General features: G+C 38.1%; 11 protein-coding genes. 7 read left to right on the top strand and 4 right to left on the bottom strand.

Features of this window, described 5'->3' with window-relative positions; translation table 11 throughout:
* Both KO502_RS08185 and KO502_RS08180 read left to right on the top strand, forming a co-directional pair.
* On the top strand, positions 1-3085 hold a 3085-nt coding region (locus KO502_RS08185), incomplete at its 5' end, for a DUF5060 domain-containing protein (RefSeq protein WP_216022094.1).
* A 485-nt stretch (positions 3086-3570) separates the two neighbouring features.
* Positions 3571-5439 (top strand): protein-disulfide reductase DsbD, encoded by a 1869-nt coding sequence (locus KO502_RS08180; protein ID WP_216022093.1) that lies wholly within the window; start codon positions 3571-3573, stop codon positions 5437-5439.
* 386 nt (positions 5440-5825) lie between these two features.
* On the opposite strand, the gene KO502_RS08175 is transcribed toward KO502_RS08180, so the two are convergent.
* The 4 genes from KO502_RS08175 to KO502_RS08160 all read right to left on the bottom strand — a co-directional run bounded on the left by KO502_RS08175 (position 5826) and on the right by KO502_RS08160 (position 9070).
* Positions 5826-6785 carry an FAD:protein FMN transferase gene (locus tag KO502_RS08175; RefSeq protein WP_216022092.1) on the bottom strand — a complete coding sequence of 320 codons (960 nt, stop codon included), beginning with the start codon at positions 6783-6785 and terminating at the stop codon, positions 5826-5828.
* 4 nt (positions 6786-6789) lie between these two features.
* Positions 6790-7971: a DUF3570 domain-containing protein gene (locus KO502_RS08170; RefSeq protein ID WP_216022091.1), complete on the bottom strand. Its 1182-nt coding sequence runs from the start codon at positions 7969-7971 to the stop codon at positions 6790-6792.
* 359 nt (positions 7972-8330) lie between these two features.
* Positions 8331-8537 (bottom strand): DUF4266 domain-containing protein, encoded by a 207-nt coding sequence (locus KO502_RS08165; protein WP_216022090.1) that lies wholly within the window; start codon positions 8535-8537, stop codon positions 8331-8333.
* Positions 8538-8578: 41 nt separating this feature from the next.
* Positions 8579-9070 carry a TlpA disulfide reductase family protein gene (locus KO502_RS08160; RefSeq protein WP_216022089.1) on the bottom strand — a complete coding sequence of 164 codons (492 nt, stop codon included), beginning with the start codon at positions 9068-9070 and terminating at the stop codon, positions 8579-8581.
* A 539-nt stretch (positions 9071-9609) separates the two neighbouring features.
* On the opposite strand from KO502_RS08160, the gene KO502_RS08155 reads away from it, so the two are divergent.
* The 5 genes from KO502_RS08155 (at position 9610) to KO502_RS08135 (ending at position 25556) form a co-directional block, all read left to right on the top strand.
* Positions 9610-14559 (top strand): cellulase family glycosylhydrolase, encoded by a 4950-nt coding sequence (locus KO502_RS08155; RefSeq protein ID WP_216022088.1) that lies wholly within the window; start codon positions 9610-9612, stop codon positions 14557-14559.
* 15 nt (positions 14560-14574) lie between these two features.
* Positions 14575-15864: a DUF1552 domain-containing protein gene (locus KO502_RS08150; RefSeq protein WP_216022087.1), complete on the top strand. Its 1290-nt coding sequence runs from the start codon at positions 14575-14577 to the stop codon at positions 15862-15864.
* 864 nt (positions 15865-16728) lie between these two features.
* Positions 16729-20436, top strand: coding sequence for a carbohydrate-binding protein (locus tag KO502_RS08145; RefSeq protein WP_216022086.1), 3708 nt, complete (start codon positions 16729-16731; stop codon positions 20434-20436).
* Positions 20437-20454: 18 nt separating this feature from the next.
* Positions 20455-21003 (top strand): cohesin domain-containing protein, encoded by a 549-nt coding sequence (locus tag KO502_RS08140; RefSeq protein ID WP_216022085.1) that lies wholly within the window; start codon positions 20455-20457, stop codon positions 21001-21003.
* Positions 21004-21449: 446 nt separating this feature from the next.
* A complete protein-coding gene (locus tag KO502_RS08135) occupies positions 21450-25556 on the top strand; it encodes a carbohydrate-binding protein (protein ID WP_216022084.1) in 4107 nt (1368 codons plus the stop codon).
* Positions 25557-26185 lie beyond the last annotated feature (629 nt).

Raw genomic sequence — 26185 nt, 5'->3', positions numbered from 1 at the left:
TGATTCAGCTACTGATGACGAGACTTTGACTTTAGAGTGTCAAACCATTCAAGCGGTAGATTTTGATAAATTTACAGGGATCACAGGTTATACCAACGCTACAACAGATACAAAAAACGGCTACTCTGTATTACAAATAGCCAATAGAGATCAAGTAGCTGCCGCACAATACACACATACAGGTGTAACTGCAGACGCTATTTTTAAAATTAACGCAATGCAAGAATTTGATGGCGAGCCTACCTATAAATTAAGTATTAATAATACGGTAATTGGCCAAGCAACTAATACTCGCACTTACGGCACTGATGCAATTGAATATTCAATTGAAAAACATCAATTTAATCAGGATTTTGTTTCAGTAGCTACTGGCGATTTACTACAGATTGATTTTAACAATGCTACTAATGGTTTAGTACCAGAAGATGATACAACCGCTACAGCTCGTGGTCGTTGGCATAGTTTGGAAATCTGTACTGAAAAACTAAGCGATGATAGTGATGACAATACGGTTGAAGTACCAGAAACCCCAGTTACTGGCGGTGATGAAGTTATCACTGGTGAGCTACGTCAATGGCATCCACTTACAATCTCTTTTAATGGCCCAGATACTAGTGAAAACAACCAAGTTAATCCTTTTACAGATTACCGCTTACAAGTAACTTTTAGTCAAGGTAATCATAGCTATGTGATTCCTGGCTACTATGCTGCCGATGGTGATGCAGGTAATACTAACGCTAACTCAGGTAACCAATGGCGAGTTCATTTTACTCCAGATTTAATTGGTGATTGGGATTATCAAGTTTCTTTTAGAACGGGTACAAATATTGCCATAAACACTGACGCTAATGCAGGTGAATCTGAAGGTGAATTTGATGGAGTAAGTGGCTCGTTTAAAATTATTTCATCAAATAAAAGTGGACGAGATTTCCGTTCAAAAGGTCGTTTAAACTATGTCAATGAACGCTACCTTAGATTTGCAGAAACTAATGAATACTTTTTAAAGCAAGGTGCTGACTCTCCTGAAAACCTACTCGCTTATGACGAATTTGATGGTGACTTTAAAAGCGATGGCAATAAAGATGATTTAATTAAAACATGGCATGCTCATGAAAGTGATTGGCAAGCAGGTGACCCAGTATGGATGGGAGATAAAGGTAAAGGGCTAATTGGTGCAGTAAACTATATTGCTAGCGAAGGTTTGAATGCGATGTCATTTTTAACCATGAATATCAACGGCGATGACAGAAATGTTTTTCCTTATACCAACTATAACGAACGTCTACGTATGGATGTATCACGTTTAGCTCAGTGGGACGTAGTATTTACCCACATGCAAAACAATGGAATATTTTTACACTTTAAAACCCAAGAAACAGAAAATAATAACTTACTTGATGGTGGTGAATTAGGTTTAGAGCGTAAATTATATTACCGTGAATTAATTGCACGCTTTTCACATCACTTGGCATTAAATTGGAACTTAGGCGAAGAAAACACTCAAACAACAGCGCAAGTAAAAGCAATGGCGCAGTTTTTTAAAGATAATGACCCTTACCATCACCCTGTAGTATTACACACCTACCCAGGTCAAAAAGATAAAGTTTATACCCCACTAGTAGGTAATAACTCTGAGCTTGATGGATTATCCCTACAAATGGGCGCAGCAAACTTCTCTGATGTGCATGGCCAAGTCAAAGATTGGATTGTTACAGCAGAAAATTCAAGTAAAACTTGGGTAGTTTCTGTTGACGAACCAGGTGATGCTCAATATGCACTTCGTCCAGATAACAACGCAGGACAAAGTCATGTAGATGGCCGCAAAAATGCTCTTTGGGGTACTTTAATGGCTGGCGGTACTGGTAATGAGTGGTATTTTGGTTATCAATATGACCATTCAGATCTTTCTTTACAAGATTTTAGAAGCCGTGACTTATGGTGGGATGTAGCTCGTTTTGCGCTTGAGTTCTTCAACGATAATAACATTCCGTTTTGGAATATGAACAATGATAACTCGATCAGTAGTGCGAGTAATGATTATGCATTTTACCAACATAACAATACTTACGTTGTTTACTTAAAACAAGGTGGCACTACAGAGCTAAACCTGAGTACTGCAGATGGTGAATTTCAAGTGTTTTGGTATAACCCACGCACAGGTGGTGCTTTACAACAAGGTACTGTTACTAGCGTTATGGGTGGCGATCATAGATCTTTAGGCGAAGCACCATCAACTAACAATTCTGACTGGGTTGTTTTAGTACGTAAAGGCGATGGAAGTGCGCAACCCGTTATACCTGAAGTTCCTGATAATGGTAACTCAGCAAATAAAGGTAGTTACATAGAAAAAGATGGTTTGATCATTATGGAAGCCGAAAATAGCAGCTCTGCCCTTGGTTTATGGACTGTTAATAATACTGTTTCAGGCTATACCGGTAGCGGACATATTGAGTTTACAGGTAATGGCTCAAATGGAGGTCCAGCAACATCTCCTCTTAAATATAATTTTTACGTGACAAAAGCGGGAGATTATCAACTGTATTTACGCGCCCATAAGCGTTTAGATGGACAAGCAAGTGATAAAAATAATGATGCTTATGTACGTATGGAAGGTGATTTTACTTCAGGTAGCAATAATGTAAGGCTTGATGTTTTACAAAACGATACCAAGCTTTATGGTGGTTCGCCTACCGGTTGGGGCTGGGCAGACAAGCTCAACCCTACGCATGATGAGCATTTAAATGCGATTTATAACTTAAAAGCTAATACTGAATATACTTTTGTAATTAGTGGTCGTTCAATTAACTTTAATATTGACCGTATTATTTTACGCCACTCAAGTGTAACTGTAGACACGGCTAAAAGTACTAGCCTAGCAGAATCTCTTTTGTGTGATGAAGATACTTGCGCCATTGCTGAACCGACTACACCAACAGAGCCTGTGTTACCTGTTGTAGATGAATGTAATACCACAGCTCAATGTGTAAGTATTTACGGTGAAACAGCAAACGACTGCGTCAATTCTGCGAGTAATGAAAGTTATTGTGAATGCGACGCTGGCATCTGTGGAAACCTTTTTCTTTAATCGTTTAAAGAAGTAATAGCTCTCTACATGATGTAATGCCGTTCACTTAAGGTGAGCGGCATTTTTATTTCTAGCATATTGGTAGTGACTGTTTATCTATGAATGCTTGTCCGTTATATAACGAACACAATAAACTTTCTGCAACAGGAAGTGGCGTTGTATTGATAGTTGACAATTCATCACTATAAAAATAATGATGGCATTATACAAACTTTCACTTTTCCGTCACCACAAAAAACTCTTACTTATTTTGCAGGTGCTCATAAAACATATTCAAGTAAAAAACTTAAAACAAACATCAAAAAAGTGTTAACTTAATGTTAATATTAGGTGTGTAATATCACTTAACTAGGGTTAACCGATAAACTTATTAGTAGATAAGGTTAACTAATTACCCCACCTGACATGTAAAGATTATTACTTTGAATATCCAGCAAGGTAATAATAATAAATCAACTGGATCACTCAAAATTTAAGCGGACTTAATGAAAAACTTATTTTCTCTCTGTTTAGTAATATGCGCACTTTTTACTATTCAGCCAATAATAGCACAAGAAAAACAATCAAAATTCGATATAGCTAATACTGATTTACCTAGCAAAAATTCAGCGAGTAATGATAATGAATTTTTAAAAGTTGACCAAGCGTTTGATTTTAACTTTCATCAAAAAGACAATCAATTAGTCGTTAGTTTTAACATAGCCCCCGGATATTATCTGTACCGCCACCAATTTAAATTTAAAGGTAACGAAATACATTTTCTTCCTGTTGATTTACCTCAAGGGGTTGATCATGAAGATGAGTTTTTTGGTGTACAAAAAATATTTACTGGTACGGTTAGTTTTCCTGTAAAGCTTGAGCAAGTTTCAAGTGATGGTAGTATAAAAATAAGGTACCAAGGTTGTGCTGAAAAAGGTCTTTGTTATGCACCCAAAAGCCAAATAATTACATTAAGCGAAATCACAACACCTTCTAGCACAACAACAAGTACATCGTCATTAACTGCAAATAATGAAAAAATTAATGATACTCGTGTTGCACCTGTTGCTAAATCACAATTAACAGAGCAAAAAAGTGAGCAGCATCAGTTATCCGATATGCTCAAACAAGATAATCTATTATTAACCTTACTAGCATTTTTTGCGGGTGGATTACTGTTATCGTTCACTCCTTGTGTTTTTCCTATGTACCCTATTTTAACAGGTATCATTGTTGGTCAAGGTGATAAGTTAACAACGAAAAAAGCCTTTGTACTTTCTTTTTCTTACGTACAAGGTATGGCAGTAACTTACACATTATTAGGTGTTGTTGTTGCGTTGGCAGGTGCAAAATTCCAAGCGATATTTCAAGATCCCATTGTGTTAATTGCGTTAAGTTTTTTATTTATATTTCTAGCCCTTTCAATGTTTGGTGTATTTAACTTAGCTTTACCTTCTAGCTGGCAAAACAAATTAAATAACATTAGTAACCAACAAAAAGGTGGCGCTATCACTGGTGTATTAATTATGGGCGCGCTTTCTGCACTTGTTGCCTCACCTTGTACCACTGCCCCTTTAACTGGAGCCTTGTTATACATATCACAAACAGGCGACGTATTACTTGGTGCTTCAGCTTTATACGCACTTAGTTTAGGTATGGGGTTACCGTTATTAGTATTAGGTAGCTCTGGTGGTAAATTATTACCTAAAGCCGGTGCGTGGATGAATATAATTAAAAACATCTTCGGCTTGTTATTACTTGCAGTGCCAATCTTTTTAGTAGAGCGCTTTATTCCTGTAGCGGCTAGCCAAGCGTTATGGGCATTATTAATCTTAGCCAGTGCGACTTACTTCTATGTAACCAACCAAAACTCTGCCGCGAAACACCAAGGTAATGGCTTTTGGTACGGTTTCCGCTCGTTAATCATATTTTTAATGTTATTTTTTGGTGCCAACCTCGCTTACCAAACAGTATTTCCTAATACTAATACCCTAGTAGAAAATGCTCATAACAGTAATTTTAAACAGGTAGTTACCTTATCTGAGCTTGATAGTGAAATAGCTGTGGCTAATCAGCAAGGGAAAACGGTAATGTTAGATTTATATGCCGATTGGTGTATTGCTTGTAAAGAGTTTGAAAAATATACGTTTGTAGACCCCAAAGTACAAGCATCATTAAGTAATACCGTTTGGTTACAAGTTGATATGACCGATTTTGATTCAGCAGATAACGCTGAGCTAGTGAAGCATTTTAACGTTTTAGGTTTACCTACTATTCTATTTTTTGATTTACAAGGGAATGAATTAACCGACCAGCGCACTACTGGCTTTATGAAAGCGCCGGAGTTTAATGCTCACATTCAGTCAATCTTTTAAGAAAAGCATATAGCTTTGGCTATTAAAGCGATTTAACTTTATCAATACTCATTTTAGTAATGACAACAATGAAGTTAAATCGCTTATTATCACCAATAAACATTTCAATAAACTAACAACAGATTAAACCTATTACATCTTTATTATCATAACGTTAGCTGTAAATAATACCTATTTCATTAATTAGGTGATCTATTTTAGACGGAGATAAATCATTAAATACAAGGCATTTATTTACATAACTAGTTGTTCAGGACAATTACTCCTGCATTGTCTAATAAGCTACATCCATGCAGCGTTAATTATTAAATAAATAACACTGTAGTTAGTGCTTTTAGCCCATATAAATGATCACTTAGATTATGGGGTTGGCATAATATAACTTATCAAGAGCTATGTTGGTAAGTTCCACCTACATGATCCATCGCTACATAAGGGATTTCTAACTCGTTTAGCCAAGCGATCCCTTCTTCTTGTTTAAGCATGCTAATAGTCGCGATTGTTCCCGCCATTACACATTGTTCGCACCACACACTCACCGCAGATAATCCATGCACAGGCCAACCTGTTTTCGGATGTAAAAGATGGCTATATTTTTTACCTTTAACAATAAAGTTGCGCTCGTAATCACCACTGCTCGCTAAACCACCATGAGTCATAGCTATATTCGCAAGTGCTTTTTGGGGAGCTTCAGGTTGTTTTTGTTCGAAAATATGAGTGGTTTGATTTTTCTGATTTTTTCTGAGTTTAGCGGGAGTTTGTGGGCTACGAATAGCAATAGGCCAAGGTTTATTATGTATGTCAGGTCCTAAAACATGTATGTCGCCACCAAGGTCAATCAAACCATGCTTAATATCTTTAGATTTGAGTAAAGCAGCAACAGCATCAGCCGCATATTCTTTTACAATGCCACCAAAATCAATTTCCATACCTTTTACCGGCAAATAAATATAGTCTTGTTGCCATTCTACTAATTGCCAATCAACTAGTTGTAAACTGTTTTCTATTTGTATTTGACTTGGGATCTGTTGTTTTTTAAAGTCCCAAATATGCCTTAATACACCTGTAGTAATATCAAAAAGACCATCACTAATTTGGTAGGCTTGTTCGGCATAAGCTAATAAGGCGAAGGTTTCATGATCTATTTTTACTTTTTGAATGCCTGCAGAAGTATTAATTTTACTTAATAAACTATTCGCTAAGTAACGAGAATACTTATCTTCAAGACGCTTCACTTCTTTAATAACGAGAGAAAAAATCTGTTGGGCTTTTACGGGGCTTGAGCAATAAAAATTAAGTGCGCAGGGCGAGCCCATAGCACTAAATTTATTCTGGTAAAATTGCATATCTTTAAAATATATAGTCGAAACCAATGCTAACTATATCAAAATCAACAAGCGAATTACTAGTCTCGTTGTAATCGTCAATGCCTAAATCATGGCTTGAGGTATAGTATTGATAACTTGCTGTTAAAAACCAGTCACCAATTTTTTTATTCACTTTTGCACCTATGGTATACGCTCCATAACTAGAAAGGCGAGAGTCGGTTGAGTAGTAACCGTCCTCACGAACATACTCGTAATAATTCTCATAGAAAAAAGCCCCCTTTTGACTGTAATAGCGTATCGAAGGAACTATCTGCCAATCAGCACCAATGTTGATATAAGGTGCAAATTCTATGGTATGAGATAATACATCCCAATTATCTTCATAAAGTCGATAATCAAAATGCAATGCCGTATCAATACCTTCAACAAAGTATCTTAAACGTCCTGTATAAGTTGAAGCTAAGCGACTATCAGGTCGAGAGTCATCAATTAATTTACTATCAACAATAACTCTTTTGTACGGATCGGATAAATATCCAGATCGATTAAACAGCCCATAACCTAATTGTACGATTAAGTTTTTAGTGACCACCCGAGACAGTGAAATATGTCCAGACCAGCTTTGTTTTTCTTCATAGGGGGTTCGATTATATTCGAGTGCATCGCTAGGGGTTATTTCATCTGTTGAATAATCAGCTGATACACCTAAAGTTGTCAGTTTGTCTGAAAAATCATACGACAGCTCCACCCCACCACTAAGAGAGTTATAATCATTCTCTGTCGATTTGGCAACGGTGCCACTAACAGAATAACTATCCCCAAAATAAGTTAGTTGAGTAATAATATCTGTGCGATCTTCTTCAATAGATGCTCCACTCATTACTTGCTTTATTTCATCACCCATTTCACCTTCAACTGTCTGCGTATACCAAGGTGAAGCACCAGACATACTTTCAAACTGCAAACTAATACTGGCTTGTAAATATTCATTAAGTGGTGTTAACAAACTAAACTGATTCACGTCAACTATATAACGTTCTAATGAGCCAGAGTGGACATCAGCTGCGGCCAAATCTTGTTCTTGGTAAGTGTTGTAACGATAACCAAACTGAGCATTGTCTGCAATAGTACTGGCTTGGCTAGCTATTGCAGGTAATGCAAGAGCAGCAGCGCTTAAAGACTTCAATAATTGGTGAGTCGACATAAAAATAGCTTATCTTATATAGTTAATTTGAATTAAGTGTAATATGTAGTACATGCACTAGGATCTGTTGATCTTTCAAGATTACTTTTACAGCAACTTGTTTGGACTTCTTTTTATTAAGGGTAAACAAGGCTGAGCATGTGACGTATAGCTGGCTACACAAACATGCAATAACGCCGTATAAATTTTAATCCTGAAAGATCAACAGACCTTAACGTTTACGATGAATAGTTTCTTTCATTACTTATTTTATTTGATTAAATTTTCGTTGCTTTAAACGTTTTAATTTGACAGCGCAATGATTATTAACAATCACTGCTGTGGTTAATGTTACTAAGTTAAGATTCATTACTTTAAGACTAGTTACAACCACAACCTCCGCCAGCAGAGCCATAACCACCTCGTGAGGCTTCTTTACTTGCCTGTACCTGACTATTCATGCTTCGTTGTAAACTATCAGGGTCCCAAGACATTTCTTTTTTAGCTAAATTACCTTTTTGCCATGGTTTAACGGACGCACAAGCTGACAAGTTTAATACGATGATACATATTAATAATTTTTTCATGACTATCTCTCCTAGAAGATATTGCTAATCAAGAGATAACGTTACTTATTAAAAATAGCGTTTAGCTCTGCTAAAATAGCTTCTTCAGATTTTTTATGGAATCCAACATGTGTTGAAATAATATTGCCTTTAGGGTCAATTAAATAAGATGTTGGCATACCTGGTAATTCAAACTGAGTAGCAATTACACCATCTACATCAAGGTATACCTCAAAGTTAGTCATGTTATCATCTAAAAACTCAACCGCGTCTGACTTCTCTTCATCAACAGAAATGGCAACAATTTTAAAGTTTTTATTTTTAAAGGTGTTCTGTAATTCCACCATAAAAGGAAATGATTTTTTACAAGGTCCACACCATGAAGCCCAAAAATCGACATAAATATAGTCACCTTCAAGCGCTTTAAAAGTCGTGCTTTTAGTATCATTTAAACCTGTTAATATCATATTTTTAATCTGCTCAGCATGGCTAACTGCACTTAACAAACAAAAAACAAACCCAAGAAAAAAACATAACATTTTTTTTACAATCATATATAACCTCAAAACTATTATTAGAAAATATTATTAAAAATAATGCTTTTCATTATTCTTTTTCTATAAATAAGTAAACTTATCAAGATTAAAAAATCAACTGTAGAATAAACAAGTTAAGCTCAACCTCTATTTTAGCCCTGCATCATAAAGTTTTTATCTCTCATTGTAAACGCACAAAGTATTAAATAAATAATTTTGGCAAAAAAGTAACAAATGTTAATAAGAATTTAACAAAAAACTATAAACTAAAAATTGTAAGGGCTAACACATAGTGATAAAATAACATCTCATTAACAAAAAAAACAACACAACAAAGTATAAAGTTTTAATGTTGTTACTAGCACATAAACAAGAGATTAAAATAAGTTAACCCTCCCAAAGTTAACCGAATACTATAATTAACTATCATATTTTCTGTTTTTTATTGTCTGTAATTTTAATTTTCCCCCTCATACTTCCTCGTATGAGGGGTACTTTAATTGATGTATTTATGAGTTAACTTTTTAACTCCGCTGTTTAAGTAAGGATCGAGTAAAATGCACATAAAATCTTCACCCGTCTGGCTAATTTTATTAGTAAGCATGCTATTTCTAAGCGGTTGTGGCGAAAGTTTAGAAACTCATGAACCACCTACGAGTTCAATAAAACCTTCTGAACCAGATAATACAGATGATTCAAATGATTCAGATGATTCAGATACGCTTAACCCCCCCCAAGAAACTGGTGATATTCAAACAGGCGAAGAACTTTATAAAGGTGCTGAACTGCAATGTTCTACTTGCCATGATGATGAGGGTTCAAGCCCAGCTTTCCCAATCAACAGTAATAAACAAACATATAGCCATAGTTCAGAGCCAGATACTGCTTTATCGTTAAGTGATTACCTTGATAAATGGATGCCAACAGGAGACCGAACGTCTTGTACTGATGAATGTGCTCAACATGTTGCCGCTTATATCCGTTCGTGGAATCCTGTTAATCAAACCCCTGATGAAGAAAGTAACGCTGGCGAAGATGATAATTCAGATGGTGACCCTCTTGAAGAAACTGATATAATTGAAAACCAAGCTCCGCTAACAAGTTTCAGCCGCTCAGGTGATATATTAACAGCCACTTCAACGGATGATAATGGTTTTGCAAACCTAACGCATCAATGGTTTGTAGACAATGTACTAAGCGGTGAAGAGGTAACTTTTAATACTTCAAGTTTACTTAATACAGTAACGATTAAACTTATCTCCACTGATGCTCAGAATTTATCTAATAGCAAAATTCAAGATATCGATTTCACCACTATAAACGCAGCACCGGTAGCAAGCTTCAGTCAATCAGGAGATACCTTAACAGCAACATCTACAGATGATTCGGGCTTTGCCAATTTAACGCATCAGTGGTTTGTTAACGATATATCAAAAGGCACAGGCACCATATTTGATGCGTCTGGTTTATCTGGTACTAACACCATAAAGTTGGTTGCAACAGATGCACAAGTTATCGCTAATAGTACTTCTCAAACTATCGATTTTGGCAATACCATACCTGTGGCACGTGCAACAGCAAATATTACTTCAGGTGAGGCGCCATTAACGGTTATTTTTGATGGTTCTACCTCTTCTGACACTGAAGACACTGCATTAACTTACTTATGGACTTTCAGTGATGGCACCTCATCAACACAAGAAAGCCCAAGCAAAACATTCGATACTGCTAATAACTACACTGCTACCCTTACCGTTGCAGATTCAGTGAACGGTATGCATACAGCTGCTGTGATTAACATTACGGCTACTGAACCAACTACCCCCCTTGACCCTGATGTGTTAACAGGTAACAGCATAACGGGTGCAACGCTTTACGCTTCTAACTTAGGTTGTGCAACCTGTCATGGTGCCGATGGACAAACACCTTTAGGTACATCGCCAATCATAGATGCTGATAAAGCAGTGCTTAGTCATAGAAGTGCTTCAGGCGTAGATTATTCGTTAGCACAATACATCAACCTATACATGCCTCCTTCAACACCTAATACATGTGACGCACAATGTGCTGCAGATATAGCTAGCTATATTAGAACTTGGAATAATGTCGTTGTTGATCCAACTGATTCAGTACCCGCGGTTACAGTATCGGGTAATAAAGTTGTTTTTGGCGGCGAAGAAAAATCATTAGCCGGTTACAGTTTATTTTGGAGCAATACTGGTTGGGGTGGTGAAAAATTCTATACCACTGAGTCCGTTGCGGCAGTTAAAAATGATTTAAACGGTAATATTATTAGAGCAGCCATGGGTGTTGATGAAAGTGGTGGCTACCTTGAGAGTGATGCTAATAAAGTAGCTAATCAGCAACGTGTTGAAACTGTTGTTGATGCTGCTATCGACAATGACATGTATGTATTAATTGATTGGCATACACATCATGCCGAAGACTACAAAGCTGAAGCAATTGAGTTCTTCACCGCAATGGCAACCAAATACGGTAATGAGCCAAACGTTATTTATGAAATATATAACGAACCATTAGCGGTTAGTTGGTCAAATGTGATAAAACCTTATGCGCTTGATGTTATTGCTGCCATTCGTGCAATTGATCCAGACAACTTAATTATTGTTGGTACACCGAATTGGTCACAAGATGTTGATGATGCTTCATTAGATCCAATTACAACATTTGATAACATCGCTTATACCTTACATTTTTACGCAGGTACCCATAAAGCGGAACTACGTGCTAAAGCAACAACAGCTATAAATAACGGCTTACCGTTATTTGTTACTGAATGGGGTAGTGTTGATGCCTCAGGTGATGGTGGTGTAGACGCTGCAGAAACTCAATTGTGGATGGACTTCGTACAAACAAATAAAATCAGCCACCTTAACTGGGCACTTAATGACAAAGAAGAAGGTTCGTCTGTATTAGTGCCTAATGCTGGTATATCTGACTGGTCTAATGCTGACTTAACAGCCTCTGGTACACTCGTTGCAGATAATGCAGCAAACTGGCCTGATACGATCGAACTTGGTAACCCAGATCCAATTGACCCTATAGACCCTATAGACCCAGATCCAATTGACCCTATAGATCCAAATCCAGTTGACCCTGTAGACCCAAATCCAGTTGACCCTGTAGACCCTGGCGACATTGTTGGTGATACTAATAATGGTGAAGTATTATATGCTTCTACTACATTAGGTTGTACTTCTTGTCATGGTATTGATGGTGTATCAGGTCCTTTCGCAAGTATTGATTCAGATAAAAAAACCTACACACCCGCAGATGCTGGGGGTCTAAGTTACTCGTTGGCACAATACATTAATTTATATATGCCACAAGGCGGTGTTGGTAAATGTGATGAGCAATGTGCCGCCGATATAGCTAGCTATATTGGGAGTTGGAATAATGAGCCTGACATCATAGTACAAAGCTGTGATATAGACGACGCAGGTATTAATTACGGTCGTCGTCAAATGCGATTATTGACAGCGCTGGAATATAAAAATAGTTTACATGACTTAGTTGGCTTTGACATTGATCCTTCAAATTACGGAATACCTGCCGATACGTTAGTAGAAAGCTTTGCTAACCAAGTACTAACGCCGGTTACACAAAACTATATGGATGCGTATGTGTCTACCGCTAATGCGGCAGCTGAGTATGCTGAAATTAATAACTTTGCAGGCGTTGCTGACTGTACAGGCTTATCAACCTCTGCTTGTGCTGAATTATTTGTAAATGACTTTGCTGTAAGAGCTTACCGTCGTCCATTAACGGATGCTGAAGTTACACGCTATCGTAGTTTATTTACAGGCTCACTGAGTGAGGGTAAAAACAGCGAAGCATTAAAATTAGCCATCAGTGCGGCCTTAGGTTCACCTCACTTCTTATACCGCTCTGAAATGGGTGAAAAAGTATCAGACATTATTGATCGCATAGATAATGGCGACCCCGTATACGCTTCTGGCAATGTAGGTTTAACACTATCTGGCGACGATATTAATGCAGGTGATGATGGCTTTAGAGTGGTTCCTTTATATAACAACATAGGAATGACATTACCTAACTATACCTTTACTGACCATAATATTGTTACCATTGTTGCCAAAGGTGTTGATGCGGGTGGTTTACCAAATATTGAACTAAAAGTTGATAACAAAACCATTGATACAATTCAACTGATTTCAGCTGATACCAACACTTATAGCTTTATTGTTGAAGGTGTAAACGGTAACAATAAATACATGCAGGTAACCAATGCTAATACCGCAGCACATAATGAAGGGCGCGTATTAAGTGTTCAAAGTATTAGTATCTCAGACTCTGTATTAGTCGTTGAAGATCGCCCTGACGCTGCATTAGATGATGATGCTTACATATTATCACCTTATGAGATGGCTACGTTCTTATCATATACTTATAGCGGTTCAACACCTGATGCTGAGTTAATGCTTGCGGCAAGCAATAAAGAGCTCGATACACCACAGCAATTACAAGCGCAAATAACACGTTTATTAGCAACTGAAAAAGCTCGTATACATTTCGGTGAGTTTTCAGCGCAATGGTTAAATACTGACAAGGTATTATCAGCCGCTAAAAGTGCTGAGTTATATCCAACCTTCACTACCGATATTCGTAAAGCGATGGCGAAAGAAAACCGTGAAATATTTAAACATGTAATGTTTGACGACAATCAACCTGTTACTAATCTCTTCAATAACTTTAGCTTTATGAACAACGAATTAGCTGGCTTTTATGGTGTAACAGGGCCAAGTGGTACTACTTTTGAGAAAGTGAGTGAGTTAAGCGGACGTGGCGGTATTCTAACCAGTGGTGCTTTCATGGCTGGCTTTGCTCATGCTGATGAAACTTCACCGATTAAACGTGCGGTGGCAGTACGAGAACGTATGCTTTGTCAAGCGGTTCCGCCAATGCCAACCGATATTGAAGCGGCGCGTGAAGATGCAGAAATAGCATTAGCACAATACACTATTGATCAAGGGGGGTTAATTACTAACCGACAACATTATGCGTTTATCACTAAAGATGAACCATGCAGTGCCTGCCATGAAGAAATTATTAACCCACACGCCTTTGGTATGGAAGATTTTGATCCCGTAGGTAAGCCACGAGTTGTAGGCACTAATGGTTTAGCCATTGATGCCGAAGGCCAATTAATTGGTACCAAAACATTGAGTGACGGCAATGTACTACCATTTTATGGCGCAAGAGATTTTTCAGATAATCTACAAACATTACCTACGATTAATACCTGCTTTACAGAGAAAGGCTTTAGATTTGTAATGGGTATAGGGCATGAATATTTTGATCATCTTGCCGAAGATGCACCAGAACTAGCCGCTGATGAAAAAGCCGGTTATAACTGCGCGCTAGATTCAATGAACAAGACGATGGCTGAAGCAAATAATAATGCTAAGTCTGCATTCTTAGCACTTGGTGTGCTTGATATTGTTCGTTACAGAAAACAAAGATAAGCGAGGATTAATTCAATGAAAAACTTTAACAATAACAATACGACAGGCATGGATCGCCGCTCGTTTCTAAGAAGCCTCGCTGGCACAGCTGTTTCGGCAAGCTTTTTACAAGGTTCAACCTTTGCAACGGGTATAATGATGGCTCGCGCAGCACAAGCGCAAAGCGTACCGGGCATTAAACGCGTAATATGTGTTTATATTCCTGGCGGTGCACCGGTTTTGGGGACTAACTTATGGCTACCCTCTACGGATTTAATATTACCACAAACAACACAACCTTTAGAGTCAGTTAAACAGCACTGTATCTTTTTTAATAATGCAACTATCACTGACAAAAATGGGTCAGAGAATGGTGGCCATGGTAATACCAGTAAAGCTTTTGGGGGCGGTGGCATGAGTAATACTTTTGATGTGGAGATGGAGCGTACTTTAGGTATTAACTCTCAATACCCATCATTATTACTTGGAGTACAAAGCTATGGACATGGTAGTGCGACCAAAAAAGATGGTAGCGAGATTAATTATGAGGATAACCCAACTGCCGCTTTTGATCGTGTATTTAACTCAGGTGTTAGTTTAGGTGGAACGTTAGGTTCACAGCGCGCACAAAGTATTATGGATATTCATAAAGCGGAAATAGACACTTTACAAACAATATTAGGGCAAGCGGAGAAAGAACGTTTAGAAGAACATTTGGCCTCAGTTGATAAAATTAAAAGTCGTATTGACCAACAAGCATTAGCCAATGTATCCGAAGAATGTAAAAATCCAAACTGGAACCCTAACGGCTTTATTTATGATAATGCCGACAAAACACGTTTTACTTTGGAAGCAAACCTGCAAGTAGATACTGCTGTTATGGCATTAAGTTGCAATATGACCAATGTGGTTTCTATTATGTTTGGTAACCATCAGTCTGAGCATGCCGTCCCTGAGTTAAGTTTTACCGGTGATTATCATCAAAGTATTCATGGTGGGCAAGGTGACTACCCAGAAACCCGTACTTATTTATCTGAACGTTTAGCGTATTTAATTGAACAGTTAGCGATGGCAAAAGATGAATTAGGTAATAGCCTACTTGATAGCACGCTAGTTATTCAATCTACCGATATGGGCGATGGTAATGCCCATACATCTAAACTTGCTCCTGTAATGATGGCAGGCGGCGGTAGTGCTTTAAATGGTGGTAGCCTAGTTGAATGTGGTAGTCATATGAATGTATTTGATACTGCTACCGAAATTTTAGGTTTAACAGGCTCCGTGCCGCAATTTGGTACGGGTGCATTAAATGGTGTGGTTAGCTAACCCCTTATGAACACGGTTATTTTGATGAGCCCCAATTTAAGCAATAGTAAATAATGAATTAGTTAAGTTAAGTTAAGTTAAGTTAAGTTAAGTTAAGTTAATGCATTGTATTTATTATCGATAAAAACCACTATTAAGGTTAATTTAATAGTGGTTTTTTATTTCTGAAAAATCAGATATCCATTAGGGTCTAATCCCAGTTTCATTAATTAAGTGTTCTATTTTAGCCCGTATAAATGATCACTTAGTTTTTGATATTGGTATAAACATCATTTTATTCATATATACCCGTTACCATCCAGACCAGCACATGCCATGTTGCCCCGCTAATTTTTGTAGGTATATTTGTAGCTATTGAATAGTACTTATTATAACTAGGATGACAAGCTTTCTGCAGTAGGCGATAGCGCTGTATTGATCGACAAAGATTTATAGCCTTCAGCTGGCTCCATTACCTCATCACGACAAGTCTAGTCATGAGTAAGAGACGAAACGAGAGAACAAAGGTTTAAGTTTCTGATCTTTTTTTATATTTTATTTACAAGTAAATTTCCATACAAAACATTGATTAATTTAGTTTTTTTATTATTAACCCACCATACACAAATATAAATTAAAAAATTGTTAACAATAAACGTTGAACAATAAACATCACAGTGCTATTTTTTATAGCGATTATTGTATAAATAATCAACCACAAATGAATTTAGGACAATACCTAAACCTAAATAATTAAATCAATCAGCTTCATTTTTGAGCGATATAACTCGCTAATTCAGGATGAAACTTTAATAAATAACAAGTGCTATAAACTTAAAAGAAAAAAAAGAAAAATAAAAATAAGAATAAAATAGGAATTTTAAAATGTATAAAACAAAACGTACGATGCTTAGCATGGGGATTACCATTTATTTGGCAGCCTCTGCAACACAAGCAGCCGAAACTCTCACAACCGAAGCCGAGTCTTTTGAAAATTCAGAAGGTGCATACTACCATAGCGGTAATGGCTTACTTTGGGCTCGAGTTGACGGCGCTACAAACTTTATAGGCAATGAAGGTTACGTTGCTAACCCTGACAACTATGACGTTACTACTGATTTAGCAGAAACTGACGATGCTATTAACGCTCATTCTACTGAAGTATTCAGAGGGCAAATCACTGATGCCGACGGACATATCTCATTCTATGAAAATATTGATGATAGTGTTCGTTTATACATAGATGGCGTGTTAGTTTTATCAAACGACAGTTGGCAAAATTCGTCGCAAACGACAGATTTAAACCTAACACCAGGTACACATGATTTCGAACTTAGACTGGGTAATGCAGACGGTGGCAGTGGTGCGGTAAGTGGTATCGGTTTTGGTGTTGATATTAACGGTGGTACAAACTTTGTACACCCAAGTACTTTAAGCCAAAATATATTCAGCTCTGCTGGTAATGTTATTGTTGACCCTACTCTTCCGCCACCAGGTGGTGTTGTAATTGAACTAGAAAACTTTGATTCAACAGGTACTGTTGGTCGTGTAGGGGGAGATCCGAATGATGGTTTCGTTGCTAATACCGGTGCTACTAATGTTGGTTTTGTAACGAATGGGGATTACGGAGATTACAACAACATCCAATTTGAAGCAGGGACTTACCGTTCCTTCATCAATGTATCAACAGGCAGTAACGGTAGCTACGGTGCACGTATTGACATCAATGGTACTACAGCTTCTTGGGGTTACTTTGATCACACTGGTGGTTGGGATACTTTAGAAGAGGTTGAGCTTTACGGTGGTGAGTTTGTTATCGAAACAACAGGCACTTACACCATACGTGTAGAAGCTATTGGCGGCTCAGATTGGCAATGGAGTGGTGATCGTGTTCGCTTTTCTAAAGTAAGCGACAACACTTATCGCACTCCACCAGTTTACAACCCAAATGATCATGACGTTTCTGAAATTAATGGTCCTGCAACTGGGTTACAATTCTTGAAAAAACCATTGGATATTCCAACGGCGAACAAAGTATTGAAATCTGATGTTTGGTATACCTACCCACAAAACCGTGACTTTTACGAAGCTAATGGTGGTGCTCCAGGTGATTACGCTAACTTCGGTGCTACGGGATCGTTTTGGGGTCACCCACCTGAAAGTGAATTCTACGATGACACAGTGATCATGGATTGGGCTGTTAACGTTGTTGGTAAATATCAAAGCGAAGGTCTTGAGTATACCGCTCGCGGTGAGTTTGACTGGGGTTACGGTTGGTTTACAGAATACACAACTGATCCACAAAAACACTATGTTCAAACACTTGACGATCGTAATGTTCGCATGACATTTATGGGCTACTTAAGCCACAACGGTCATAACAACAATTGGTTAAGTAATCACAGCCCTGCGTTTGTACCATTCATGAAATCTCAAGTTGATCAGATATTAAAAGCTAATCCTGATAAGTTAATGTTTGATACCCAAACTAATTCAACTCGTGCAACCGATATGCGTACATTTGGTGGTGACTTCTCACCTTATGCAATGGCGAACTTCCGTACTTGGTTAAGTAAAAAATACGGTGTAGTGCAACTTACCGCAATGGGTATTGACGATATCACGACCTTTGATTACAAAGAGCATTTATTAGCTGCCGGTGTAACCCATACCTCGTTCTCAAACGGTGCTGATAAAATTACTGGCGACATACCAATGGTTGAAGACTTTATTTATTTTAACCGTGACGTTTGGAACCAGAAATTTGGTGAAGTATTATCTTATATTCGTGAAACACACCCTAATATTGCCATTGGTGCAAGTACTCATTTATTTGAATCTCGCGGCTATGTCTTCAATGAGAATATAACTTTCTTATCTGGTGAATTAAACTTAGGCGCAAGAACAACAACGGAAGAATTACCAACTAACATACTTGTTCATTTAAAAGGTGCGCAAGCGGTTGATAAAACATTGGCTTACTTCCCTTACCCTTGGGAGTTTGAAGAGCTTAGAGTTACTGACTCTCCGCGCTTCGGCCGTGGTTGGGTAGCACAAGCATACGCATACGGTGGCTTATTCTCTATTCCTGCTAACGTATGGGTTGGTGGTGATGTATTTACTTGGTCGCCAGGTGCTGATAACTACCGTGACATATACCAGTTTGTGCGTGCTAACGAAACATTACTTGAGGGTTACACATCTTATGCTAAAGCAGGTTTAGTGCATGCAATGTATTCATCAATGAAAGCAGGTTTCATCGATGGTGGTAACCAAGTGCAACAAAGTGTGAAATTACTTACCCAGGAAAACATCAATTTTGATATGTTAGTCTTTGGTGATGAAGGTTACCAAGTAGTTCCTCGTGCAGAAGACTTTGAGAAATTTGACCAAATCTTCTATGACGGTGATTTAAACTACTTAACCGCCGCACAACAAGCAGTATTAGATCAATACAATGCTGTTCATATTGGCCAACGTGCTAACTACCCTGAATTAGCAATAACAGTTAGTGTTAATGGCACTGAAGCTAACAGCACAGTCTCTGCGGTATCTCGTATTCACGAGACTAACGATGATGCACCATATGTTGTGCATTTAGTTAACCGCCCGTTTGCTGATGGTGTAACACCAACACTAAACAATGTTGAAGTTGCTATTCCTCAGGGTTACTTCCCTCAAGCTATAACGTCTGCGAAAGTACATTTACCTGACGGTACAACTAAAACTTTACCTATTACCTTTAACGACAGTGGCGCTAAAGTAGTTACTGTTAACAACCTTGAAGTTTGGGGTATTATTGAATTAAGTAATTTAGGCGAAGCCCCTGTAGAGCCAACTGACCCAACGGATCCGACTGATCCAACTGATCCAACTGATCCAACGGGCCCAACTGATCCAACGGACCCAACTGATCCAACGGACCCAACTGATCCAACTGATCCAATAGACTCTATTGATGCAACTGACGGAGATTCATTCACTCTAGAAATGGAAAACTTTGATGCTACCGGTGGTGATTATGCAAATAATGCCGGTATGGTTACAGGTCAACGTGGTACACCTAATGATAGACATACTGTAGTTGATAACAATCAAACAACGGATTGGGTTGATTATGTTATTGAATTTCCAACCTCTGACTTTTATCGTATCGAAATGTTAGCCTCAGGCCAAGAAGCATTAGCTAATGCGACTCTTTTTGTCGATGGCAACATGATTCAAGAAACACCTGTTTTTACAGGATCACAAGCAAATTTTGAAAGCTTTGTACTAGGCGAAGCAGTCTATATTACCGCAGGTCTTCATACCGTTAGAATACAGAGTACAAGTTCGAAACGTGCTTGGATGTGGTTTGGCGATAGTATAACTTTTACACAACTTATTGTAGAAAGTGAACCTGAAGTTCTTTTAGGTGATTTAGACACTGATGGCGATGTTGATACAGATGACCTTTCATTATTTTCTACTCAAGTAAGCAACGCTGAATTAACTGATTTAGTCTACGACTTTAATGATGACGGTATTTTGAGTCGTCGTGATAACCGTGGCTTTATGGCCTTATGTACGCGTTCACGCTGTGCAACACAATAATATAAAGAGAAATATAAAATGAAAAAATTAATCACAATAATTGCAATGTTTTTTACCTTGCAAGCGAATGCTGGCTTTATTAACTTATCGGTTGATGACACCTTTTATAAAGGAGATACCGTCGATGTTTATTTAACGGTGTCGAATACTAATCAAGAAATTGCTGAGGTTGATTTTGATGTGCTTTTTGATAATTCAATCCTAGCCTTTGAAAGCTTTACTTTTGATTATGACGCCTTCTCGTATGCTCCAATAGATGAATATTCTGGATTAAACTCCACTGATAGTCTCAATGTATACGCAAGCTGGTGGGAAGAATTAGACATCCCATTAGGAGATTTTTCTTTAGGTTACATAACGTTCGAAGCAATAAACATCGGCACTGCTGTTTTTGATATTGAGGAAGTATTCATTGGTAATGCTTACGGCGATGAATTAACCAGTAATGCTGCTATGATTATTGAATCAACGTCTGTTGTACCTGAACCTCCTATAATGGCGATGTTTGGTATTGCATTATTAGCACTTGTTAGAACACGTAAACAAGGTAAGTTTATACAAATGTAGATTGCTGGATTAACTTAGTTTAATCCTAAAAGATATTGACGATATTTATTAAAAGGTCAGGGACTTAAGTCCCTGACCTTTTTTTTCTGCCCCGTTCCCCCCTTCTCAAAAAATATTTACATTTTTTTTACATGTAGAGTAAACGCACAAGATATTGATTATATTGTTTTTTATAGACTTTAAAGGTAAATTAAAAAACAAACTACAATTAATTGTTAACACTTTACTTTGAACAACATACAAAACTATGCTAATTTTCAAACCGATTATTGTATAAATAATCAACCATAAATAAATAAAATAAGATAAAGGACGACACCTAATTAAATCAATCAGCTTCATTGTTGAGCGATATAGCTGAGCGATATTACTCGCTAATTCAGGATGAAACTTTAGTAAATAACAAGTGTTATAAATTTAAAATAAAAATAAAATAGGAACTTAAAATGTATAAAGCAAAACGTACGGTGCTTAGCATGGGGATTGCCATTTCTTTGGCGGCCTCTGCTACACAAGCAGCCGAAACTCTCACAATCCAAGCAGAGTCTTTTGAAAACTCAGGAGGCACCTTTAACGATAATCAAGAAAATCCAGTTACTATTTACTCTGTTAATGGCCAACAGGCGATTAACTATGTAAACGTGGGTGATTACGTGGACTATACCGTTAATGCTATTGGTGGCGAATATACCATCGAATACCTAGTTGGCACTAGCGTGGCCACTAACCCTGGTATTGAAGTATTAGTTAACAGTAACGGTACTTTCGAAAGCCAAGGCTCTGTAACAGTTCCTTTAAGTAGTTGGGATGATTTCCAACCACTAACGGCAACACATAAAGTAAACCTACCTGCAGGTACCTCTACTATTCGTTTATTAGCGATTGGTCCAAACTGGCAGTGGAACTTAGAATCATTTAAATTAACGGGTGGTACAGAGCCAGAAGTTCCAGAAACTCCGGTTGTTGGTGAATCTTTTACTGTTGAAATGGAAGCGTTTACAGCAACGGGAAGTGATGACGCTAGAGGCGGTGGCATGATCATTGGTGAGCGTGGTTTGCCACAAGACAGACATACTGTTGTCGATAGCAACCAAACCGGTGATTGGGTTGAGTATGAAGTGAACTTCCCAGTTGAGGGTAACTATAGCGTTTCAATGCTAGCTTCGGGTCAAACGTCTCACGCTACAGCAATTCTTTTTGTTGACGGTATAGAAATTAATGAAACACCTGTATCAACGGGTAACCAAGGAGTATTCGAAGACTTTGAACTAAGTAATGATGTTTATTTCAGTGCTGGAACACATACTATCCGTGTTCAAGGTGGCAGCTCTACTGACACATTCAGTTGGTTGTGGTTTGGCGATGCATTAACTTTTACTAATCTAAGCGATGACTCTGATCCGCAACCAGATGTTGATTCTGATAACGATGGCGTTATTGATTCAATTGATCAATGTGCAAATACTCCTACTGGCTCAATAGTAAATGCTGTTGGCTGTGTTGAAGACATCGTTTTACCTCCTAGCGATGCTGATAATGATGGCGTAATCGACTCAATTGATCAATGTCCTAATACACCTGCAGGCTCTGTAGTAGATGCTGTTGGCTGTGTTGAAGACATTGTTCTACCTCCTAGCGATGCTGATAATGATGGTGTAATCGACTCAATTGATCAATGTCCTAATACACCTCTAGGCACTAATGTTGATAGCAGTGGTTGTGCTACAGAAGCACCAGAAGGTGCCTACTACCATAGCGGTAATGGCTTACTTTGGGCTCGGGTTGACGGCGCTACAAACTTTATAGGCAATGAAGGTTACGTTGCTAACCCTGACAACTATGACGTCACCACTGATTTAGCAGAAACTGACGATGCTATTAAAGCTAACTCTACTGAAGTATTCAGAGGTCAAATCACTGATGCCGACGGACATATCTCATTCTATGAAAATATTGATGATAGTGTTCGTTTATACATCGATGGCGTGTTAGTTTTATCAAATGACAGTTGGCAAAATTCGTCGCAAACGACAGATTTAAACCTAACACCAGGTACACATGATTTCGAACTTAGACTGGGTAATGCAGACGGCGGCAGTGGCGCGGTAAGTGGTATCGGTTTTGGTGTTGATATTAACGGTGGTACAAACTTTGTACACCCAAGTGCTTTAAGCCAAAATATATTCAGCTCTGCTGGTAATGTTATTGTTGATCCAATTCTTCCACCACCAGGTGGTGTTGTAATTGAATTAGAAAACTTTGATTCAACAGGCACTGTTGGCCGTGTAGCGAGCGATCCTAATGACGGTTTTGTTGCTGATGCAGGTGCTACAAATGTTAGTTTTGTAACTAATGGGGATTACGGCGTATACACAGGTATTCAGCTTGAAGCTGGTACTTACCGCTCATTTATTAATGTAGCGACAGGCAGTGACGGTAGCTACGGTGCACGTATTGACATCAATGGTATTACCGCTTCTTGGGCTTACTTTGACAGCACCGGTGGCTGGGAAAGTCCAGAAGAAGTGGAGCTTTACGGTGGTGAATTTGTTATCGAAACAACAGGTACCTACACCTTACGCGTAGAAGCTATTGGCGGCTCAGATTGGCAATGGAGTGGAGATAATGTTCGTTTAGCTAAAGTAAGCGACAACACTTATCGTACTCCACCAGTTTACAACCCAAATGATCATGACGTTTCTGAAATTAATGGTCCTACAACCGGGTTACAATTCTTGAAAAAACCATTGGATATTCCAACGGCGAACAAAGTATTGAAATCTGATGTTTGGTATACCTACCCACAAAACCGTGATTTTTACGAAGCTGATGGTGGTTCTCCAGGTGATTACGCTGACTTCGGTGCTACGGGATCGTTTTGGGGTCACCCACCTGAAAGTGAATTCTACGATGATACAGTAATCATGGATTGGGCTGTTAACGTTGTTGGTAAATATCAAAGCGAAGGTCTTGAGTATACCGCACGCGGTGAGTTTGACTGGGGTTACGGTTGGTTTACAGAATACACAACTGATCCACAAAAACACTATGTTCAAACACTTGACGATCGTAATGTTCGCATGACATTTATGGGCTACTTAAGCCACAACGGTCATAACAACAACTGGTTAAGTAATCACAGCCCTGCGTTTGTACCATTCATGAAATCTCAAGTGGATCAGCTATTAAAAGCTAATCCTGATAAGTTAATGTTTGATACGCAAACTAACTCAACTCGTTCTACAGATATGCGTACATTTGGTGGTGATTTCTCACCCTATGCAATGGCAAACTTCCGTACTTGGTTAAGTAAAAAATACGGTGTAGTACAACTTAGTGCGATGGGTATTGACGATATCACGACCTTTGATTACAAACAGCACTTATTAGATGCTGGTATAACACATACTACGTTCTCAAATGGCGCAGATAAGATTGAGGGTAATATTCCAATGCTTGAAGATTTCCTTTACTTCAACCGTGACGTTTGGAATCAAAAATTTGGTGATGTATTATCTTACATTCGTGAAACACACCCCAATATTGCCATTGGTGCAAGTACACAATTGTTTGAATCACGTGGCTATCTCTTTAACGAGAACATCACATTCTTATCTGGTGAGTTAAACTTAGGTGCTAAAACCAGTACATCTGTATTACCAACCAATATTATTGTTCATTTAAAAGGTGCGCAAGCGATTGATAAAACATTAGCTTATGCTCCATACCCTTGGGAGTTTGAACAACTTCGTGTTACTGATTCTCCGCGCTTCGGTCGTGGTTGGGTAGCACAAGCCTACGCTTATGGTGGCTTATTCTCTATCCCTGCTAACGTATGGGTTGGTGGTGATGTATTTACTTGGTCGCCAGGTGCTGATAACTACCGCGACATCTACCAATTTGTGCGTGCTAACGAAGCATTACTAGATGATTACACATCTTATGCTAAAGCAGGTGTTGTACATGCTATGTACTCATCAATGAAAGCTGGATTCATTGATGGTGGTAACCAAATTCAGTCAAGCGTTAAATTGCTTACAGAAGAAAACATTAACTTTGACATGTTAGTCTTTGGTGATGAAGGTTACCAAGTAGTTCCTCGTGCAGAAGACTTTGAGAAATTTGACCAAATCTTCTATGACGGTGATTTAAACTACTTAACCGCCGCACAACAAGCAGTATTAGATCAATACAATGCTGTTCATATTGGCCAACGTGGTAACTACCCTGAATTAGCAATAACAGTAAGTGTTAATGGCACAGAAGCTAACAGTACAGTCTCTGCGGTATCTCGTATTCACGAGACTAACGATAATGCACCATATGTTGTACATTTAGTTAACCGTCCATTTGCAGGTGGTGTAACACCGACACTTAACAATGTTGAAGTTGCTATCCCTCAGGATTACTTCCCTCAAGGTATAACGTCTGCGACAATTCACTTACCTGACGGAACAAGTAATAGCTTACCGGTTACGACTAACGCCAGTGGTGCTCAAGTGGTTACTGTTAACAACCTTGAAGTTTGGGGTATTATTGAATTTGGTCACTAATTCATAATTATACCAAGCAGATTAATACGTCTAAACTATTAGTTATACCAGTTTCATTAATTAAAAGACTATTTTAGACGGAGATAAAATCATTAAATAAATTACGCTGTAGTTAATGGTTTTAGCCCGTATAAATGATCACTTAGTTTGTGAGATTGGTATTAATCCCGTCTTTGACGAGATAGCTTTTAGCTAGAGGTTACGTCTGTGCCACAATAGGAAAATTAATCAAAGTGATGTTCCAAGAATACTTGGCTCATCACTTTGCTATAAAACTAAATGACAACTTAAAAATGGAATAATCGGCTTCAGCCGAAATACTAACGCTACTACTCACCCATCTAAACCTCTCGTAGTTCACCGTCTAAAACATCTTATTTTATCGCTCCAATCACCGTATCGACTTTTTAATGTTACTCAATATAACTTATCCGATAAAACGCTCTGGTGCATGTACTTAAATTAAATACGATAGGCGTTACTTCCCCCTCTTTGTGGGTTAGAAATGTTACTGGCACTGCGTTATATTGCCAAGGTCAAACCATCCGTTCAACAGATGTAAAATGATAAGCGATAACGATTAATTTCATGCCCCCCTCTTTTCCCTTTTTTTAATTAGTGCTTTTTTA

The organism is Colwellia sp. E2M01, from assembly GCF_018860585.1.
Taxonomy (GTDB): Bacteria; Pseudomonadota; Gammaproteobacteria; order Enterobacterales; family Alteromonadaceae; genus Colwellia.
Note: the sequence above shows the minus strand (reverse complement) of the source record. Positions and strands in the feature narration are given on the sequence as shown.

What these genes read in the sequence shown, in the direction of transcription:
- KO502_RS08180 (WP_216022093.1), top strand. Translation starts at nt 3,571, where the DNA reads ATGAAAAACTTATTTTCTCTCTGTTTAGTAATATGCGCACTTTTTACT.
- KO502_RS08175 (WP_216022092.1), bottom strand. Translation starts at nt 6,785, where the DNA reads ATGCAATTTTACCAGAATAAATTTAGTGCTATGGGCTCGCCCTGCGCA.
- KO502_RS08170 (WP_216022091.1), bottom strand. Translation starts at nt 7,971, where the DNA reads ATGTCGACTCACCAATTATTGAAGTCTTTAAGCGCTGCTGCTCTTGCA.
- KO502_RS08165 (WP_216022090.1), bottom strand. Translation starts at nt 8,537, where the DNA reads ATGAAAAAATTATTAATATGTATCATCGTATTAAACTTGTCAGCTTGT.
- KO502_RS08160 (WP_216022089.1), bottom strand. Translation starts at nt 9,070, where the DNA reads ATGATTGTAAAAAAAATGTTATGTTTTTTTCTTGGGTTTGTTTTTTGT.
- KO502_RS08155 (WP_216022088.1), top strand. Translation starts at nt 9,610, where the DNA reads ATGCACATAAAATCTTCACCCGTCTGGCTAATTTTATTAGTAAGCATG.
- KO502_RS08150 (WP_216022087.1), top strand. Translation starts at nt 14,575, where the DNA reads ATGAAAAACTTTAACAATAACAATACGACAGGCATGGATCGCCGCTCG.
- KO502_RS08145 (WP_216022086.1), top strand. Translation starts at nt 16,729, where the DNA reads ATGTATAAAACAAAACGTACGATGCTTAGCATGGGGATTACCATTTAT.
- KO502_RS08140 (WP_216022085.1), top strand. Translation starts at nt 20,455, where the DNA reads ATGAAAAAATTAATCACAATAATTGCAATGTTTTTTACCTTGCAAGCG.
- KO502_RS08135 (WP_216022084.1), top strand. Translation starts at nt 21,450, where the DNA reads ATGTATAAAGCAAAACGTACGGTGCTTAGCATGGGGATTGCCATTTCT.